20 protein-coding genes are annotated in these 15,618 nt (G+C 61.8%); 7 read left to right on the plus strand and 13 right to left on the minus strand.

Going from position 1 to position 15,618, the window contains the following annotated elements; translation table 11 throughout:
• Positions 1-26: 26 nt before the first annotated feature.
• Genes G0P99_RS10555 through G0P99_RS10570 form a run of 4 tightly spaced genes read right to left on the minus strand, consistent with a single transcriptional unit; the run spans position 27 to position 1,999 of the window.
• Positions 27-527, minus strand: coding sequence for a DUF669 domain-containing protein (locus tag G0P99_RS10555; RefSeq protein ID WP_164129550.1), 501 nt, complete (start codon positions 525-527; stop codon positions 27-29).
• 19 nt (positions 528-546) lie between these two features.
• Positions 547-1,293: an ATP-binding protein gene (locus G0P99_RS10560; protein WP_164129552.1), complete on the minus strand. Its 747-nt coding sequence runs from the start codon at positions 1,291-1,293 to the stop codon at positions 547-549.
• A complete protein-coding gene (locus G0P99_RS10565; protein ID WP_164129555.1) occupies positions 1,293-1,778 on the minus strand; it encodes a hypothetical protein in 486 nt (161 codons plus the stop codon). The genes G0P99_RS10560 and G0P99_RS10565 overlap by 1 nt, the downstream gene beginning before the upstream one ends.
• A gap of 11 nt (positions 1,779-1,789) precedes the next feature.
• Positions 1,790-1,999: an AlpA family transcriptional regulator gene (locus G0P99_RS10570; RefSeq protein WP_043869387.1), complete on the minus strand. Its 210-nt coding sequence runs from the start codon at positions 1,997-1,999 to the stop codon at positions 1,790-1,792.
• A gap of 184 nt (positions 2,000-2,183) precedes the next feature.
• Between G0P99_RS10570 and G0P99_RS10575 the strand changes: the two genes are divergently transcribed.
• Complete coding sequence (locus tag G0P99_RS10575) at positions 2,184-2,771, plus strand: DUF6088 family protein (RefSeq protein ID WP_203583069.1); 588 nt, start codon at positions 2,184-2,186, stop codon at positions 2,769-2,771.
• 40 nt (positions 2,772-2,811) lie between these two features.
• Here the strand turns inward: G0P99_RS10575 and G0P99_RS10580 are convergent, their stop codons facing one another.
• The 3 genes from G0P99_RS10580 to G0P99_RS10590 are packed head-to-tail and all read right to left on the minus strand — an operon-like array spanning position 2,812 to position 5,210.
• Entirely contained in the window at positions 2,812-3,798 is a 987-nt protein-coding gene (locus G0P99_RS10580; RefSeq protein WP_164129559.1) for a hypothetical protein, read from the minus strand.
• Positions 3,773-4,957 carry a hypothetical protein gene (locus G0P99_RS10585; protein WP_164129561.1) on the minus strand — a complete coding sequence of 395 codons (1,185 nt, stop codon included), beginning with the start codon at positions 4,955-4,957 and terminating at the stop codon, positions 3,773-3,775. Before G0P99_RS10585 ends, G0P99_RS10580 begins: the two co-directional genes overlap by 26 nt.
• A gap of 13 nt (positions 4,958-4,970) precedes the next feature.
• On the minus strand, positions 4,971-5,210 hold the full coding sequence (locus G0P99_RS10590; protein ID WP_164129563.1) for a DUF2188 domain-containing protein: 240 nt from the start codon (positions 5,208-5,210) through the stop codon (positions 4,971-4,973).
• 136 nt (positions 5,211-5,346) lie between these two features.
• Between G0P99_RS10590 and G0P99_RS10595 the strand changes: the two genes are divergently transcribed.
• The 5 genes from G0P99_RS10595 to G0P99_RS10615 all read left to right on the plus strand — a co-directional run bounded on the left by G0P99_RS10595 (position 5,347) and on the right by G0P99_RS10615 (position 9,209).
• Positions 5,347-5,667: a helix-turn-helix domain-containing protein gene (locus G0P99_RS10595; protein WP_074743390.1), complete on the plus strand. Its 321-nt coding sequence runs from the start codon at positions 5,347-5,349 to the stop codon at positions 5,665-5,667.
• Entirely contained in the window at positions 5,667-6,599 is a 933-nt protein-coding gene (locus G0P99_RS10600) for an ImmA/IrrE family metallo-endopeptidase (RefSeq protein ID WP_164129565.1), read from the plus strand. Before G0P99_RS10595 ends, G0P99_RS10600 begins: the two co-directional genes overlap by 1 nt.
• Before the next feature lie 398 nt (positions 6,600-6,997).
• On the plus strand, positions 6,998-7,495 hold the full coding sequence (locus tag G0P99_RS10605; protein WP_164129567.1) for a DUF2924 domain-containing protein: 498 nt from the start codon (positions 6,998-7,000) through the stop codon (positions 7,493-7,495).
• A gap of 2 nt (positions 7,496-7,497) precedes the next feature.
• Positions 7,498-8,829 carry a recombinase family protein gene (locus G0P99_RS10610; protein ID WP_164129569.1) on the plus strand — a complete coding sequence of 444 codons (1,332 nt, stop codon included), beginning with the start codon at positions 7,498-7,500 and terminating at the stop codon, positions 8,827-8,829.
• Complete coding sequence (locus G0P99_RS10615; protein WP_164129572.1) at positions 8,826-9,209, plus strand: hypothetical protein; 384 nt, start codon at positions 8,826-8,828, stop codon at positions 9,207-9,209. The genes G0P99_RS10610 and G0P99_RS10615 overlap by 4 nt, the downstream gene beginning before the upstream one ends.
• Here G0P99_RS10615 and G0P99_RS10620 read toward each other — a convergent pair whose 3' ends face one another.
• The 4 genes from G0P99_RS10620 to G0P99_RS10635 all read right to left on the minus strand — a co-directional run bounded on the left by G0P99_RS10620 (position 9,210) and on the right by G0P99_RS10635 (position 11,407).
• Complete coding sequence (locus G0P99_RS10620) at positions 9,210-9,401, minus strand: hypothetical protein (RefSeq protein WP_164129574.1); 192 nt, start codon at positions 9,399-9,401, stop codon at positions 9,210-9,212.
• Complete coding sequence (locus G0P99_RS10625; RefSeq protein ID WP_164129576.1) at positions 9,394-10,350, minus strand: GAF domain-containing protein; 957 nt, start codon at positions 10,348-10,350, stop codon at positions 9,394-9,396. Before G0P99_RS10625 ends, G0P99_RS10620 begins: the two co-directional genes overlap by 8 nt.
• 483 nt (positions 10,351-10,833) lie before the next feature.
• The gene (locus G0P99_RS10630) at positions 10,834-11,145 is read right to left on the minus strand and encodes a type II toxin-antitoxin system RelE/ParE family toxin (protein ID WP_164129578.1); all 312 of its coding nucleotides are present in this window, start codon (positions 11,143-11,145) and stop codon (positions 10,834-10,836) included.
• Positions 11,146-11,149: 4 nt separating this feature from the next.
• Entirely contained in the window at positions 11,150-11,407 is a 258-nt protein-coding gene (locus G0P99_RS10635) for an addiction module antitoxin (RefSeq protein ID WP_164129580.1), read from the minus strand.
• Between the two features lie 361 nt (positions 11,408-11,768).
• Here G0P99_RS10635 and G0P99_RS10640 point away from each other — a divergent pair, with 361 nt between their 5' ends.
• Positions 11,769-13,229, plus strand: a complete 1,461-nt coding sequence (locus tag G0P99_RS10640) for an ADP-ribosylglycohydrolase family protein (RefSeq protein WP_164129582.1) — start codon at positions 11,769-11,771, stop codon at positions 13,227-13,229.
• 15 nt (positions 13,230-13,244) lie between these two features.
• Here G0P99_RS10640 and G0P99_RS10645 read toward each other — a convergent pair whose 3' ends face one another.
• Positions 13,245-13,985, minus strand: a complete 741-nt coding sequence (locus G0P99_RS10645) for a DUF5681 domain-containing protein (protein WP_164129465.1) — start codon at positions 13,983-13,985, stop codon at positions 13,245-13,247.
• A complete protein-coding gene (locus G0P99_RS10650) occupies positions 13,982-15,283 on the minus strand; it encodes a site-specific DNA-methyltransferase (protein ID WP_164129584.1) in 1,302 nt (433 codons plus the stop codon). Before G0P99_RS10650 ends, G0P99_RS10645 begins: the two co-directional genes overlap by 4 nt.
• Positions 15,284-15,618 lie beyond the last annotated feature (335 nt).

Raw genomic sequence — 15,618 nt, forward strand, 5'->3', positions numbered from 1 at the left:
GTCAGGGCGCGGGGCAGCGCGAAGGCTCAGCCCTTCTTGTTCCAGGGCGCGGAGGCCATTTTCGGCGGCACCGAAGAGCCGGCCGGATCGGGCGCGGGCCTCAAAGGACGGGCGGCGGGGGCCGAACCCTGCTCGGGCGGCAGGTAGGCAATCGCGTTGCTCTCGCCGTAGCCGTTCTTCGGCGGCCGGATCTTCACCTGGATCGTCATCGGAATCAGGTGCAGCTCTTCGCTGTCGCTGACATGCATCCGGCCCGTGGCGTGGCAGATCGCCGAGAGCGTGCGCTGCGCGATCTCCACCGTGGTCGGGTTCGGGTTCACCAGGTTCAGCTGGTCGAAGATCTTCCGGCCCTTGTGTTCGCCCTCGAGGATGTCGAGCATCAACCAGAGGAACTGGCCCATGCCGTTCTTCGTGACGCGCATCTCGCTCTCGACGATCTGGGCGCGGTATTTGCCTGCGGGCAGCAGCTCGTAGGCGGTGGTGGGCTCGACGCTGGTGGCGTCGAAGGACGTGTCGAAACGTGCCATGGTCTTGTCCTTGTTCAGTTCATTGGGATTGGGGCATGGCCGCGAGGAACTCCGACCACATCAGCGCCAGGGTGTCCGGCAGGCCGTAACGGTTCTTGGCAAGGAAGGCGGGGCGCTCTTCGGTGTGCATGACGCGCGCACCGGACCCGAGCGCCCGGGTCACCTTCTTGTTGAAGCCGACATCGGATTTCGCGACCGAGATCTGATAGTTGGCGAAGAGCACCACATCCGAATGCTCCTGCAGCAGCGCCGAAGCGCGGGTCTGCAGCTTGATCACATAGCGGTCGTAGGGCTCGTGCTCGGGGCTGTCGAAACGCTTGATGTCGGTATGGGCGATCTGGATGACCACCATGCCTTTGCGGTCGCGCAGCGCGTTGAGCCGGTCGAGATATTCGCGCCATATGGTCAGCGCCTCGGCATAGCCCTTGCCAAACCCCGGCGCCTCGATCGAGGCCCAGCCGTTGCGCTTGCAGGCCTCGGCCCAGATCAGCGGTTCCAGCCAGTCAACGCTGTCGACGACCACCGTGCCGAAATCGTGGTCCTCGTTCAGCAGCGCATCAAGCGCCTCGGCCACCTCCGCATAGCTGGTCGCGAGCGGGAAATGCGGCACCTGCAGCTTGCCCAGACCATCCTCGGTCATGAGGAAGACGGGCCGGTCAGCGTCGGCCGCGAAGGTCGATTTGCCCACCCCGGCCACGCCGTGGATCAGGATGCGCGGCGGGGTCAGCACCGAGGTCGTGCGCAGGGACGCGAGCGAAATGGCCATCAGCGCACCTCCTCGTTCAGCACGAGGCGGAACTTGGGCTTGCCGGTGCGGACCGTGCGCGCGGGCTCGAAGCCCTTGCGCCAGCTTTCCGGCAGCGCGCTGTATTTGCGCTCGGAGACCGAGAGCTTGGTCTCGATGAATTCCGCCGGGTCCTCACCCGCCGAGGCGATGTTCTCGGCGATCTGCGTCAGCAACGCCTGATCCCAGTCGATGCGCTTGGGCAGTTCGGCGATCACGGTGACGCCGTCATCCTCGAACCGGATCGTGCCGGTGTCCTTACCCGCCTCCTGGCGGGTGTCCTGGGCGCGGTCCGCGTATTTCAGGGAGATGGCACCGTCGAGCCAGTCCGCGACCGACTTCGCCTGCGTCAGCTGCTCCTCCGCTGCGCCTTTCAGCAGCGCGAGCTGATCGGCGGGCAGCGCCGCGATCCGGCCCACCGACATGCGGTGGATATCGGCAAGGGTGATGTGGTTGGAGATCGTCATGTTCCGCCCCCTCACGCCGACATCGGACGATGGGGTTCGTGATCCACGCCGCGGATCTGCTCGGCCTCGAAGGCCTCGACATCCTCGAGCCGGTAGATCACCCGGCCGCCGAGCTTGATGAATTTCGGGCCTTCGCCAGTCCACCGCCAGCGCTCCAGCGTGCGGTGCGAAATGTTCCAGCGAGCCGCCAGCTCGATCTGGGAAAGGTGCCTGGTCGCCATGTGAACCTCCTTGGGATTTCTGCGAACACTTGCGGGTTCAACATGGCGGAGGGCGTGGGAGGGCTGAGGGAGGCGAAAAGGGGGCGTTTGGGGAGGAATTGAGTTTGTCAGAAAAATCCTCCATTCTTCTGACAAGAAAAGGCCTGAAGCGACCGCTCAGATGACTGGTATTTCTGATAGAATCATGAAGCGCCTTCTTTCGAAGGGACGCGGGAAATGGGTTTGCACCCCCAAGGACTTTCTTGACCTCGGTAGCCGTGCGGCCATCGATCAGGCGTTGTCGCGATTGACAAAGAACGGTGACCTCCGTCGCCTCGGCCGAGGGCTTTATGATCTGCCCCGCACCAGCGGCGTCCTTAAGCGGCCTGCACCAGTCGATATTGAAAAGGCGGTCGCCGCCATCGCGAGGCGTGACGGTGTCCGCATCATGCCCGATGGCATTGTCGCAGCGAACCAGCTGGGCCTGACCAACGCGGTTCCAGCGAAGACAAGCTATGTGACGGACGGGCCGACGCGAGACGTGAAAATTGGCAGTCGCACCATCCATCTGCGGCATGCGAGTCCGAGTGTGATGGCTTGGACAGGCAAGACCTCTGCACCCGTCGCGCAGGCACTGCTCTGTCTCGGATCGAAAGCAGCGTCGGACACTCGGGTTGTGACCACGCTGAAGCACAAGCTGCCAGATGCAGTGAAAAGGGATCTCCTTCACAACAGCAGTGGCCTCCCGAGCTGGGCAGTGCCTATCGTGCAAAGCATTATGGAGGCGCAATAGACGAAGGATGCCGTTTTCGGGCAGATCGGGAACAGCGCAATCAATCGGCGTTAGGACTATCGGCCTCCAGAAGTTCCCTGATGCGCAACCGACAGGATCCGCCTGCCACCTCGATCAAGTCCTGCCAGTCCTTGTGGCCTTTGAAAATGTCCCTGATCCTGCTTTTCAAGCCGAACTCGAGCTCTGCGAGCATAACCTGAGAGCTGACGTTTTTCTCACCGTATTCCCAGGCATTGAAGAGGTACTCGATGATCTGACGTTGTTTGTCGCCGCCAAACTTGAATTCTCGTTCTCCCACCCAGAGATGACGGAACCCCGCGGCGTGGCGCACGGGATCGCCTGCATGGGTCGCCGCGCCGGCCTTTAGCTGGGCGGCTAGATAGGTTGGCTCGATGACCAGCGCCGCACCGCCAGTTTCCAGATCCCCCAACGCGATGAACTGATGCCGGGACAGGTCAGCCTCAGCGAGACCACGGGTCGCCGAGGTGGTCACCACCACCCTGAAATCTGCGGGCGGACGCCCCCCGAGGTAGTTGACGACCTGCTGCCAGGTCTCGCGATCCGTCAGCCGTCTCGCATACCAGATTGGGACACGGGCACCACGCCCGGGCAGTCTGACGTCGCCCAACTCCCATAGATGGCCCGGAATGCGTTCTGCCGGGCGGGCAGAGCGCGGCAGGTCAAGGCGAGATGTCAGCCGACCGAGGAACGCGTTGGCATCGAAGCGGAAAACCTGAAGGCGTTCGCTGTCGACGGTTACCCATCCCGCTGCCGGGCTGAAATACCCGTAGGCGCGCTGCTCTGGCGACCATTCCAGATTTACTGGCTCATCCCCATGGTCAACCAGAGAGGTGGCAACCGGGACCGGAGCGTCGGGCACCAAGAGACCAGCGCCGATCAAAGGAGTGGCGCTGGCCGCGTGATAGTCATGAAGAACGGCCCCGGCGATGCGCGCGCCTTTCGTCTCGACGATGCTGACGAAAAGCCGAGCAGACCGCTCGTCAATCGTCGATGAGGATCGGGTCATCGACCACAACTCCCCACCGGCGCAGATACTTTTCGCCGATCAGCTGCTCTTCTTCCGTCTGATCCTTCAGATTGCAGCCATGCGGCATGGTGATGGTCAGGGGCAGCGTGCGACCACGCCGAGCCCCGGGCTTGGGCTGGAACTTGATCACGAGCTTCGCCTGCGTCGCCACCCAGCCGCCGGTGAGGGGGTTGTCGGGGCCAAGCCGAGCCTCCGCCATCGTCCAGATGTCGCGTTCAGCTTTGCTCATCGCCTCCAGCGTCACGCGCTCGCCGACGGCATCGATCGGCATGAGCCTGAGCTGCCGGACTTCCACCCGCTCGATCCCGTCCTCGATGTCAGTCGGGAACGTATGGGGCGCAAGCAGCACCGTGAGATCATAGCGCCGCATGGGCACCTTCTCGTCCCGGAATTCCACGCCGAGCAAGTCACGGGCCAGATACTGCGCCATCTCGGCGCGGCTCTCCCGATCATTGGCAACGACTTCGATGACGCCTGAGGCGGGCTCATAGGTCATCGCGGCCTCGAAGACGGGCCGATAGGCGCGGCGCACCAGTTCGCCCTCGTCGAAAGCGAACTGATCGTCCGGCAGGCCCTCGCGGTAAACCGTGATCTGAACCAGATCGCAGTCCTCACCTTCGAAGGTCGGACGGACGCGTTCGAAAATGTCCACATGCACATTCCGCGACGCGAACCTCTGGCGCAGGGCCGCCTTGAACGCGTTGAGCGCAATCTCGTCGCGACGGAGGTTCAGGTTCGCTTCGCAGATGAAGCCGTCCCAGCTCCGCCCGCGGCGGCGCTCATCAGTGAAACGGACCTCTTCCGCATGGCGAAACCGGTTCAGATCGTTGATGAACAGCCACATGGCGCGGGCATGGCCATTTTCGAGCTCGTCAAGGACCTCCCGGTCGTCGACAACACTGTAGAGCGCCGTCTGCCCCGCGACATCGGCCATGGCGCCAACGCGCTCACCATCGTTGATGACGCGGCCGCGCGCTTCGTCATCCATCTGATCGACCGCCTGAAGCAGCGGCCGGACGACTTCCGGCTCAGGCGCATCCCAGTTGACGGGCGTCGGAAACTCGATCCCGGCCGCAGTGAAATAGTCGCGCAGCGACGCGAGCGGGGTATTGCGGATGAAGTTGGTCACCGACGCCATGTCTTACATCTCCTCAGCCCTTGATCTTGCGGGGGTCGTTGCCGTGCGAATCCGACTGCGCGATCCGTCCGTCACGATTGTGGATCTTCAGTTCGGTATCCGCATTGCGGCTGATTTCGCGCGCACGCTGGACGGCGTCCTGCTTGGTGTCGAAGTGCCCGCTCGAGCGCGCTGCACCACCGCGGCGGACATCCCAGCCGCCTTCTGCATTCGGCACGACATGATGCGTGCCCGGGTTTTTTCCAACAGCCATTCTGGCCTCCTGGTCTTGTTTTAACGGGAATCTAAGTTCGTAATAGCGAACCTGCGCAGAAGATAGGGATTGCGCGTATGGCGTGTCAAGGACTAGAAGTTCGTAAAAACGAACCGCCAACGAAAAGGGTATTGCCGTGCCAACACCACTAGGGGAGCGCGTTCGCGAGCAGCGGCGAAAGCGCGGATTGACCCTGGAGGGACTCGCTGAGCGGGTCGGCTCCAGCAAGAGCTACATGTGGGAAATAGAGAACAAGGAAGTCGTTCGCCCCTCGGCCGAGAAGCTGGCCATGATCGCCACCGCGCTCGATACCACAGTCGAGTACTTATTGGCCGGTGACGGTGAAAAAGAAGAGGAAAACGCCGAGGACATAGCTTTCTTCCGGAAATACAAGAAGATGGCGGCGCCGGAGAAAGAACGCCTGCGACGTATCCTGGATGCTTTGGACGACGATTGATGACCAACGGAAAGCAGAAATCGCCCCAGCAGGAGGCAAATCGGCTCTCGATCATGCTCCGGCATGTTCTGGGCGAAGACCGCTTTCCGGTCGACGTCGAGGCCCTGGCGCGAGAGGTCTCCCGCAACAACGCGGACCCTATCGGCAAGATCGTGGGTGGCGAGCTTCCGGGATTCGAGGGAATGCTCCGGCCGCACAGGAAGCGCCCGGAATGGCACATCGTCTATAACGACGACCCCCGGTATCGCGGCCGCGTTCGCTTCACCATCGCGCATGAGTTCGGTCACTACCAGCTTCATCGCCCCGTTCTGTCCGATCGGGATTACAAGGGCGGAACCCTTCAGCGCGATTGCGATTTTCAATGCAAACCGCTGCTGCCGAATGCCTGGCAGGAGGCAGAACGACAACGCGAGGAAGAGGCGGACACTTTCGCCTCCTACCTGCTGATGCCGCTCGATGACTACCGTGAGCAGGTGAACGGCGAAGAGATGACCGTTGACCTGCTGAACCACATCACCGATCGCTACGGCGTGTCGCTGCTGGCCGCCTGCCGGAAGTGGATCGATTTCACGGACCGGCGGGCCGTCATGATCGTCGCGCGTGACGGTTTCGCAAGGTGGGGGCGTGCCAGCAAGTCTGCTCTCAAGAGCGGGATCTTCGTGCGATCGGGCATGCAGATCCCGGACGATGCACTGGCTGCCCTCGGCGCCGACGAGAGGGGATTTGTCTCGGACCGGCCGGTCGAGCGACCGGCTGGCGTCTGGAACTTCAGCCGCGGGTCCGAGCCAGTGCGGGAACTGGCGATGGTGTCCGAGTTCCTGGACTTGTCCCTGACCATCTTGCAGTTCGACGACGCCGTGTATGGTCGGGACTTCGAAGAGGAACCGATCCTCGACAGCTACGACGAGTTCATGGACGGGTGGACGAGTTGATTCGGCGCATCCGCCCGACAGAAAGGTCGGCGCAGGGACATATCAGCTACGCAGATTTTCGCCACGCAGCGCAGATATCCTCATCGACCGTAATAAGCTGATTTACTTGATATTTTTCTGATTTCGCGACACATTTCGCCTATCACAACAGTCGCGAAAACCCGCCATGTCCATTCCCCCCGAAGACCCGGTTTCCGGGCCCAATCCTCTTTGCCCTGAACGCATGGCCCCTGATGCCCGGCTTGCCGAGTTGGGTCGCATCCTCGCCGCGGGCGTCGTTCGCCTGACTGCCGGGAAGTCCAGTTCTTTATCGCCCGCCGACGGAGACAGTTCCGTGGACTACCCGCTCCGAAAGAGCGGTGGTCGTCGCAGGAAACGTATCCGCATCGGAGGAATTGATGAAGCATCACAGTAAGATATCGCCGCCCAAGCCCGGGCAGGACGCGCGCCTGGACCAAAGCGTCCTGTCGCGCATCGCCGCCCTCAAGACCATGTCGGTGAAAGAGCTGAAGACCGAATGGGAACGGCTCCTTGGCAGCGCCGCACCGAACAACAGCCGCGCCTTTCTCGAGGCCCGTATCGCCTATCGCCTCCAGGAACTGACCTATGGCGGGCCCGACCACGAGACCCGTCGCATGCTGGACCTGCTTGCCGACGAGGTCGAGGGCGTCTCCCGCCGCAAGAACCAGATCGCGGATCCCCGCAATCCGGTGGCAGGCACGCGGCTGATCCGGGAATGGAACGGGGTCGAGCACACCATCACCGTGCTGAAGGACGGTTTTGAGTGGCAGGGCCGCAAATACAAATCGCTCTCCGGCATCGCGCGGGAAATCACCGGCGTGCGCTGGAACGGCTATCGCTTCTTCGGGCTGCAGGTCCGACCGCGGGAGGTTTGATTATGGACATGAACATACGCCCCGGCCGCCGCCTGCGCTGCGCCATCTACACCCGAAAGTCGAGCGAGGAAGGGCTCGACATGGAATTCAACAGCCTCGACGCCCAGCGGGAGGCCTGCGAAGCCTATATCGCCAGCCAGAAATCCGAGGGCTGGGTCGCCACCCGCGACCGCTACGACGACGGCGGCTTCTCGGGCGGCAATCTGGACCGGCCCGGCTTGAAGCAGCTGCTCGCCGACATCGACGACGGGCTGATCGACGTGGTGGTGGTCTACAAGATCGACCGGCTCAGCCGCGCCCTGATGGATTTCTCAAAGCTGGTCGAGGTGTTCGACCGCAACGGCGTGACCTTCGTCTCGGTCACGCAGTCGTTCAACACGACCACGTCGATGGGGCGGCTGACGCTGAACATCCTTCTCAGCTTCGCCCAGTTCGAACGCGAGGTCATCGGCGAACGCATCCGCGACAAGGTTGCCGCCTCGCGCAAGCGCGGGATCTGGATGGGCGGCTATGTGCCGCTCGGCTACAATGTGCAGGACCGCAAGCTGGTGATCAACGAGGCTGAGGCCGCCTCGGTGCGCCGGATCTTCGAGCGGTTCGTCGAACTCGGCTCGGCCACGATGTTGGCGAAGGAACTACGGCGGGAGGGGTTTCGCAGCAAGCAGGGCACACTGATCGACAAGGGCTACCTTTATCGGGTGCTTCGCAATCGCGTCTATCGCGGCGAGGCCGTCCACAAGGGCAAGGCCTATCCGGGCGAGCACGACGCCATCGTCACCGACAAAATCTGGGATCAGGTCGACGCGATCCTTCAGGGCAATCGCCACGCGCGGTCCAGCAATAGCCGCATGCAGACGCCCGCGCCGCTGAAGGGCCTGATCTTCACCGATACCGGCGCGGCGATGACCCCGACCGCGACCAAGAAACGCGGCAAGCTCTATCGCTATTACGTGTCGATGGACGTGATCAAGAACCGCACCACGGCGGATGACAGCGGCGGCGATCAAGCACCGGTCCGCCTGCCTGCGGGCATGGTCGAGGACGCCATCGTCACCGAGGTCCGGCGCATTCTGCAGACGCCCGAGGTGGTCACGCAGGTGCTGGCGGCGCTGAAGCGCGATCAGGTGTCCGAGGCCGAAGCCATCGCGGCGCTGCATGATTTCAACACGCTCTGGGCGCAGCTGTTTCCGCTCGAGCAGGCGCGGATCATCCAGCTTCTGGTCCGGCGCGTCACCGTCACCGCCGCCGGGCTCGAGGTCGACATCCGACGCGAAGGCGTCGCGGGCGTCATCCGCGAAATGATCGCTCCGCGCGACATGGAGGCCGCCGAATGACACGAAGCAACGACACGATCCGCGTGCTGATCCCCCTGAAGCTGCGCAAGAAGAACGGGCGGCCCAAAATCATGCGGCCCGCCGATTACAGCCCCAGCGAGGATCAGACGCAGGACCCGCACATCCTGCGCGCCATCGGCCGGGCATGGGGCTGGCGGCGTCGCATGGAGGCAGGTGAGTTCGCCACGATCCAGGAACTGGCCGAAGCCGTCGGCCTGGCCGAGCGCCATGTCAGTCGCCAGCTGCGCCTCGCCTATCTGGCGCCAGAGGTGCTGAAGCGCCTGACCTGTGGTCGCGAGGCGTCGGCGGTCAGCCTCTACGACCTGTGTTTTCTAGCCGGGGAGACATGGCAGGCGCAGGCTGAGCGAAGCTTTCGCTAATTAAGCGGACTGCTTTGCCTTGAACGGACGAGCGGCCAACAATGCCTGACGTTTCTTGACGGAAGAAATCGCCTCACCGGTAGCGCCGCGGGACCCCGACACGACGAGTTTGATGTTCTTCTCGATGTCGCGATTGATCGTACCGATCCGCGTCGTCGTGAAAGAGCTGAATGATTTCGGTGCTTTACTCATCGCTAGAGGTTCCTTCGGCATGCGTCGCCTCTCTTAACCTGAATACTGCCACAAGCTGTCCCACTTGTGCAGCAAAATCTTGCAGCGCCGCAACGGCAAGTCGGCGCTCTTCCTTCACATTCTCGTCGCCATGGTTCTCATCGGAGTTGGCGAAACGCATCGCCACATTGCTCGTCACGATCAACACACCGACCGGCTCGTCTGCATTGACTCCAATTGGCACTGCCGCAAGCGAAACATATCGTTCATCATCACGTCCGTCGAAGTTGGCCGGAGACGCGCTGATCCACGGCTTGATATCGGGTGCCGATGCGTCTCCGCAAATCAATTCCCGTTGCAATTCGAATGCTTTACCGACATGCCCCTCGCCGACTTTCCATGATCTATGTTCACCAAGTGCATCCGAGGGACGAGACCGGAAGCAAGCGATGCATTCCAGGCATCCAGTTTCAGCCGACAGTTCGTAGATCGAAATATTGCAATACTCGTCAGCGATCCGAAACAATGAAAATTTATAGTCTGCGAGTATTTCTACAACAGCAGTGAAGAACACCTTTTTCGCCTCGGCGCCGAGATCCGTTGCGGTCAGCGCTTGATCCAACAGCTCAGACAGTAGCTTGGTAATCGACTGCCAAGAAAGAAGGATTTCTTCTCGCCTCTCCAGGTAACGAATATGGTCCGCTTGCTCGCCTACCAGTACCTCACTAGCGTTTAAATCCAGTATCAGCGACGCACTGTCCTTCTCGAAAAAGAAGAGAACCACCCCAGTAAGGACTACCATCGCGACGCCGCACCAGAACACGGTCGTCCCCCACCCAGAGGCGATCCAAACTTGCCCAACAGCAATCGCGGCCACGCCAACGGCGCTGAATATCAGCCTTGCCCATTTGAGCACGTGTGCTTGGGCTCGGATGTCTCCCAGCAGATAGTCTATTGCCCGTTTTCCCAAGTATCCCTCCGCGCTCTGGAACAGTAGTCGCTGCTGACAGATGGAAGGCAGAGCGCAACATTCTGAATTTATGGGAAGGTTTTACAGGAAATTCAATACACGCTCCTTCGTGCAAGTACGACATCGTACGTACCACCACGCCGCCCGTGTCGCCTCGTCATCGGCTTTGAAACATGCCGGAACCAGCAAAACACGGGCGCAACGCGACCCCGTCAGTTCGTTGAAATCTATGGAGGTTTCGAACCCGTCTCGCCAAGAGCGCAGGGCGGGTGGGAAGAGACGGTGGGCGTTCGGAGACCGATCTCGCGCAGTTGGCCAGTCTCCGAAGGGCGGATGGTCCCCGCAAACCCCTTTGGCACATAAAGAAAAAGGCCCCGCGAGGGACCTGTTTTCGGGTTTGCAATGTGCAAGTGGCGGAGGGGATGGGATTCGAACTCTCGGGACGGCCCTGGAATGTTCAACAGATAGACCTGGAAGTGGCGGCTACGCTGTGTCGTCCTCCTTGAATCGATCCATCTGATGCATCCGCTCGTGCAGGATGGTGACGATTCCAATGTCACCGTTGGCGAGCCGCCGCCAGTACACGAAATGCTGCTGGTAGCGGAAGAAGTACCCCTCCACCCCGAACTCGGCTGCCACAGGCCTGGATCGGACGCCGCGTGTTTCGATCTGCTCGAACGCAGCGAACAGGCCGGTGATGTAGGTGTCGGCCTGCGCTTCTCCCCAGCGGTCGCGGGTGTACCTGTAGATTTCGTCGAGGCGCACCGAGGCCGCCTCCTGAACCCGGATTGCCATCGGTTCAGGCCTGCCGATTCCGGGCAATCACCTCGGCGGCGGTCAGCGGCCTGTAGCTTTCCTCGGGCGCGGCGAAGGCTCGGTTGAGTTCGGCCTTCAGGCGATTGAATGCCTCGCGCTCTGAGCGCTCCTTGTCGCGGCGGATCAGGTCGCGGATGTATTCGCTGACGTTCTCATAGGAGCCGTCCGCGCCGACATTGGTCGCGACGAACTCGCTGAGGGCACCGCTGACGCGGACAGTCATTGTGGTGGTGCGAGGCATGGCGCGCTCCCTGTTTGGCTATGTATTCAAGATAACCAAAATCGAACACAAAACAAGGGCCCGCACACCGTGCAACGCCTCCGCCTATTGACGCTCCCGGTCCTCGACATCCTCCACGACCAGCCGGTCCGCCAGCGCGAGCAGCGCGATCAGCACGGCATTGGAATGCTGCAAGAGCGAAACCAGGAAGGACAGAAACGGATTCGAAATCGAGGGACGGTTTACGGATTCCTAAGAGCTCTGCAAAAAGCCCTAACCCCTTGCATTCCCTTTGTTTCGGAGCATTGCTGTGCTGCTGCGAATTGGGTGAGAAGGACTTCCCGCCTTTCGCGGCCAAGCCGCTTTGAGAGGAACTCTTGCTATGCGCACCAGCCTGACCCATCCGCTTCAGATCGCCACGCTTTGCCCCGATGCAGGGATGGGGCGGATCGGAATTACCTTCTGCCCCGGCAAGGTGCAGGCGGGTGCGATGACCGGCAATTGGAACCGCGATCTTGGGCTCGATCTCGATGCGGTTCGTGATTGGGGCGCGGTCGTGGTCGTGACCCTGATCGAGGATCATGAACTCGAGACCCTTCAGGTCCAGGGAATGGGCGATGCCGTGCGCAAACGGCACATGGACTGGATGCACTTGCCAATCCCGGATGTCTCGGTGCCGGGCCCTAGTTTCGAAAGAGCCTGGACCGACTGTGGTCCCGACCTGCTTGGTCGCCTGCGCTGCGGCTTCGACGTTCTCGTGCACTGCAAAGGCGGGCTTGGCCGGGCCGGCACCATTGTGGCGCGGCTGATGGTTGAACTGGGACATGCGCCGCAGGCGGCCATTGACGCGGTGCGTGCGGCTCGGCCCGGAGCGATCGAAACAGTTGAGCAGGAGAGATACGTCCGCACGCTCACCCCTTTGCCCGAGGCAACACCCGCCACGACCGAGGCAGCGATCCGTGACCGGGCAGTGGGTGCCCTGCTCGGTCTTGCGGTTGGAGATGCCATCGGTACCACCCTCGAGTTTCGTAGCCGGGACAGCTATGCCCCGCTGACGGATATGGTGGGTGGAGGGCCCTTCGGATTGAAACCGGGGGAATGGACTGATGACACGGCCATGGCACTGGCGCTCGCAGACAGCCTCGTCGAGGCGCCGGTCCTCGATGAACGAGACCTGATGCAGCGCTTCGTCGACTGGCACGAGAAGGGCACTTATTCCTGCACCGGCCACTGCTTTGACATCGGCATGACCACGCGGCAGGCGCTGGCGCGCTGGAAGCGCAGCGGCGACCCGATGGCGGGATCCACGGACCCCATGAGTGCGGGCAATGGCAGCCTGATGCGCCTCGCCCCGGCCGCGATCCGGCATTGGCGCGACCGGGCGCGCCTGCGCGATGTCGCGGCCCGGCAGAGCCGGACCACCCACGCAGCGCCTGAAGCGGTGGATGCCTGCGTGACATGGGCGGAGCTGCTCGCCGACGCGATCGAGGGCCAGCCCCGCAGCGCCGTTCTGCGCAACCGCCCCGGCGAATATGCCGGTGCCATCGACGGGATCATGGCAGGCAGCTGGCGCAGCAAGCCGCGCCATGCGATCCGGGCCACAGGCTATGTCGCCCATTCGCTCGAGGCCTCCCTCTGGAGCATTGGGGCCTCGGGCGACTTCGCATCGGCGGTGCTGCGGGCGGCCAATCTTGGCGAGGATGCCGACACCACCGCCGCCATCGCGGGGCAACTGGCCGGCGCGCTTTACGGTGCGGAAGCCATTCCGGTGCAATGGTGGCAGCGTTTGGCCTGGGCGGATCGCATCGAAGTGCTGGTCGGCCAGCTCTTCGATGCCAGTTGAGCGAACAACGATAGGTCAGCGCGGGCGCTTGACGTAGCTGTTGATCTCGGAACGCCTTTCGGCCGCCATCTTTCTGATCCGGCGGCGCAGTTCCTCAAAGAGGGCTGCTTGTTCCGAATCCTCGACGCAAGACAGCTCGAAAGAAGAGATCAGTTCGTCTTGCTCAGCCTCCCATTCATCAACTTTGTTATGCGCTTCCTCCACTGCGGCGTCCAATTCGGCCTTCTCCTTCTCGGTCATCGGGCCATTTAGACTGACGGCCCCAGTCTCAAAATCGACCTCGATATCGTCTGGGTGCGGGACCAGATCAGGAAGATTTGTGATCCCAAGGCGTTCTCGCCGTGCAAGTTCTTTCTCACCGCCAACCTTGTACTCGATAAACACCTGTTGAATTTGCTCAAACAACTCACGGTCCCGTTTTTCAATAATAGCCATGTACCTGAAAAACAGTTCAGCGTGTCGGGCGCTGCCTTTAGCTGCCTTCAAGATAAGGGTTTTGACTACCGCTTCCGACATCGTCATCGTTACCACCGCGCCCCCATCCCGGACCGTGATCGTTTGTGCAGACAACTTTCGAAAGGCATCAAACGTCCGTTCTTCCGCCCCGGTATAACGGCGGCTGAAGGCCCCCACCGGCCTGCCTTTTGGGTTGCCGGACTGACCCTTGCGGAACCGCTTGTCCCGCGAAGGCTTGCCATAGCCGACCTCGTAATGCGGCGACGGCAGGAACGGGGGCTTGTCATCATCCTTGCTCATTCTGCGGCCTCCACTGCCTGAGCCTCGCTGTCCCGCCCAGGGAACAGACGAACGGCCCTGTCCTTGGCATAGGTCTCCCACCGCGCGAGGATCCGATCACAATAGACGGGATCAATCTCGCAGAGCCGGGCCCGTCGGCCGGTCTTTTCCGCCGCGATCAACGTCGAGCCCGAGCCACCAAACAGATCGAGCACGATCTCGCCCCGGCCCGAGACATCCCGGATCGCATCCGCGATCATCTGCACCGGCTTCACCGTCGGATGCAGGGCAAGCTCGTCCATTCGCCCAGCCTTGCGCGTGTTCACCCCGCGATATTCCCAGACATTGGTGCGGCAGCGCCCATGCTGTCCCAGCTCGAAGCTGTTCACATGCGGCGCCGTGCCGTGCTTGAACGCCAGGATCATCTCGTGGCGCGAGCGGTAGAACGTGCCCATGCCGCCATTGTCCTTGACCCAGACGATCAGGTTCTTCAGCTCGGAATAGACCTGTCCTCCCGCCGCTTGCACCTCGCCCAGGTGACGCCAGTCCATGCAGATGAAGTGGATGGACCCATCCAGGCTGTGTCCGGCGAAGTTGTGGAACGCCCCCGCAAGGAAAGTGGTGAATGCTTCCGGGCTCATCTCGCCTGCGGCCATCGCAAATTCCCGGTACCGGGTGCGACCGGAATTGCCCGCATGACCAGCGATCGGCACGTTGTAGGGCGGATCGGTGAAGACCATCCGGGCTTTCTCGCCGTCCATCAGGCTCCCGACCACTGCGGGATCAAGCGCATCGCCGCAAATCAGGCGGTGCTCTCCCAGTTGCCAGATATCTCCCGGGCGACAGCGCGACGGCACGTCATTGGGCACGAGGTCATCGGCAGGATCGTTCGGTTCCACTGGCGCCGCCCCGTCGATGATCATGTCCAGTTCCGGGATCGAGAAACCGATTGCCTCGATATCGAAGCTGAGATCGGGTGAGGCCAGCAAGGCTTCAAGTTCCTCGGCCAGCAGGTCCTCGTCCCAACCCGCATTCAGCGCCAACTGGTTGTCGGCGATGACGAAGGCCCGCGCCTCCTCCTCGCTCATATGTTCAAGCCGCAGACAGGGAACCGTGTCCCGTCCCAGGTGGCGGGCCGCCGCAACCCGGCCGTGACCGGCCAGGATGCGATCCTGCGCATCGATCAGCACTGGCGTGTTGAAGCCGAAGGCCTCGATGCTCGCTGCAATTTGCAGGATCTGTTTCTTGGGGTGTTTGCGCGCATTGCGCTTCCACGGCGTCAGGGACGCGATCGGGAGGTGTTCGATCTGGGCCGTCATGGCTCAGCATGCTCCTATAACGGGGATGGATCATGACCATCCCGGGAACAGACAGCCGTCCTCGGTTAACGGCGTGTCTGCAGTTGAGAGCCCAAGGCAGCAGCGGCTCGGCGATCTGGGATCGGCGGGTTTTCCCGAAAGGAATCATCGCCAGCACCCAAGAAAAATACTGAGTGAGCTCCCGAGGCAGATCAACACATTTTTAAACTTTATTTCAAATACTTAGCATCATCAACTTGATAAAATCTTGATGAAATACTGTCGAAATTTTCGACCAGAAAGCACTGGACTTCGCCGCCCGACAGAGCGTCACTGGCCCCATGCCCGGCCGAGCC

Source organism: Ruegeria sp. PrR005, assembly GCF_010500245.1.
Taxonomy (GTDB): Bacteria; Pseudomonadota; Alphaproteobacteria; order Rhodobacterales; family Rhodobacteraceae; genus Ruegeria_B; species Ruegeria_B marisflavi.